The sequence below is a fragment of the Phenylobacterium sp. genome (assembly GCF_024508875.1).
GTDB lineage: Bacteria > Pseudomonadota > Alphaproteobacteria > Caulobacterales > Caulobacteraceae > Phenylobacterium.
In genome coordinates this window covers 1-2,214 of the sequence record NZ_JANINU010000292.1, presented here as the reverse complement: position 1 = coordinate 2,214, position 2,214 = coordinate 1, and the positions used below count along the sequence as shown (strand labels likewise).

Here is a 2,214-nt window from a genome sequence, read left to right as displayed (position 1 = left end):
GCGGCGCCTATGTGCCGGCGATGTCGGACGAGACGGTGATCGTGCGGAACCAGGGCACGATCTTCCTAGGGGGTCCGCCGCTGGTGAAGGCGGCCACGGGCGAGGTGATCAGCGCCGAGGAACTCGGCGGCGCCGAAACGCACGGCCGCCGATCGGGCGTCGTCGACCACGTCGCCGAGAATGACGAGCACGCGCTGACCATCGTGCGCCGGATCGTCGCCAACCTGAACACCACCAAGACCCACGATCTGCACCTGGAGGAGCCCGAGCCGCCGGCGTTCGATCCCGAGGAGCTGTACGGGGTCGTCCCGCAGGACGTGCGCGCGCCCTACGACGTGCGCGAGGTGATCGCCCGGATCGTCGACGGCTCGAAGTTCGACGAGTTCAAGGCGCTGTATGGGACCACCCTGGTCTGCGGTTTCGCCCGCATCTGGGGCTATCCCGTCGCGATCCTGGCTAACAACGGCGTGCTGTTCTCGGAAAGCGCGCTGAAGGGGGCCCACTTCATCGAGCTGGCCTGCAAACGGAAGATCCCGCTGGTGTTCCTGCAGAACATCTCGGGCTTCATGGTCGGCGGCCGCTACGAGGCCGGCGGCATCGCCAAGGATGGGGCCAAGCTGGTGACCGCGGTGGCGTCGGCGGAAGTGCCGAAATTCACCGTCCTGATCGGCGGCTCGTTCGGCGCCGGCAACTACGGCATGTGCGGCCGGGCCTATTCGCCGCGCTTCCTGTGGACCTGGCCCAACAGCCGGATCTCGGTGATGGGCGGCGAGCAGGCCGCATCGGTGCTGGCCACCGTCCACCGCGATGCCGACAAGTGGACGAAGGACGAGGAGGAGGCCTTCAAGGCGCCGGTTCGCCAGCGCTACGAGGACGAGGGCAACCCCTACTTCGCCACGGCCCGCCTGTGGGACGACGGCATCATCGATCCGGCCCAGACGCGCGACGTCCTGGGCCTGTCCATCTCCGCCTCGCTGAACGCGCCGATCCCCGAGACGCGCTTCGGCATTTTCCGGATGTAGGGCCGATGGGCATGTTCAAATCCGTTCTGGTCGCCAATCGGGGCGAGATCGCCCGCCGGGTCTTCGCGACCGCGCGGGGCATGGGGATCGAGACCGTCGCCGTGTTCTCGGAAGCCGACCGCGACGCCGGCCATGTGCGCGACGCCGACAAGGCCGTGATGATCGGCCCGGCCGCCGCGCGCGACAGCTACCTGAAGGGCGAGCGGGTGATCGCGGCGGCCAAGGCGGCCGGCGCCGAGGCGATCCACCCCGGCTACGGCTTCCTGTCCGAGAACGCCGAATTCGCCGAGGCGGTGATGGCCGCGGGGCTGATCTGGATCGGCCCGCCGCCCAGCGCGATCCGCGCCATGGGCCTGAAGGACGCCGCCAAGAGCCTCATGGCGAAGGCCGGCGTGCCGGTGACGCCGGGCTACCTGGGCGAGGACCAGTCGGCCCAGCGCTTGAAGGCGGAGGCGGAGAAGATCGGCTTCCCGGTGCTCATCAAGGCCGTGGCCGGCGGGGGCGGCAAGGGCATGCGGCTGGTGGAGAACGCCGCCGATTTCGACGCGGCGCTCGCGTCCTGCCAGCGCGAGGCGGCGGCCAGCTTCGGCGACGAGCGCGTGCTGCTGGAGACCTATGTCACCCGCCCGCGCCACATCGAGGTGCAGGTGTTCGGCGACCGCCACGGCGAGGTCGTCCACCTCTACGAGCGCGACTGCTCGCTGCAGCGCCGCCACCAGAAGGTGATCGAGGAGGCGCCCGCTCCCGGCATGAGCGAGGAGGCCCGCGCCGCGGTCACCGAGGCCGCGGTCCGCGCCGCCAAGGCGGTGGGCTATGTCGGCGCCGGGACCGTCGAGTTCATCGCCGACGCCAGCGCCGGCCTGCGCGGCGACCGCATCTGGTTCATGGAGATGAACACCCGCCTGCAGGTCGAGCATCCCGTTACCGAGATGGTCACCGGCCTGGACCTGGTGGAATGGCAGTTCCGCGTCGCCGCCGGCGAACCGCTACCGCTGCGCCAGGAGGAGATCCAGCTCAACGGCCATGCGGTCGAGGCCCGGCTCTACGCCGAGAACCCGGCCACCGGCTTCCTGCCGTCGATCGGCAAGCTGGAGAGCTTCAGCCTGCCGACGACCGTGCGCGTGGACACCGGCGTCGACGAGGGCGACGCCATCACGCCCTTCTACGACCCGATGATCGCCAAGCTGATCGC

Annotated in this window: 2 protein-coding genes; both read left to right on the top strand. The window is 69.9% G+C overall.

Annotated features, from left to right (window positions below; genetic code table 11):
- Positions 1-1,022, top strand: a 1,022-nt coding sequence (locus Q0L11_RS19430; RefSeq protein WP_296599436.1) for a carboxyl transferase domain-containing protein, incomplete at its 5' end; no start/stop codon positions are given.
- A gap of 11 nt (positions 1,023-1,033) precedes the next feature.
- A partial coding sequence (locus Q0L11_RS19425; RefSeq protein WP_296599435.1) for a biotin carboxylase N-terminal domain-containing protein occupies positions 1,034-2,214 on the top strand: 1,181 nt, incomplete at its 3' end.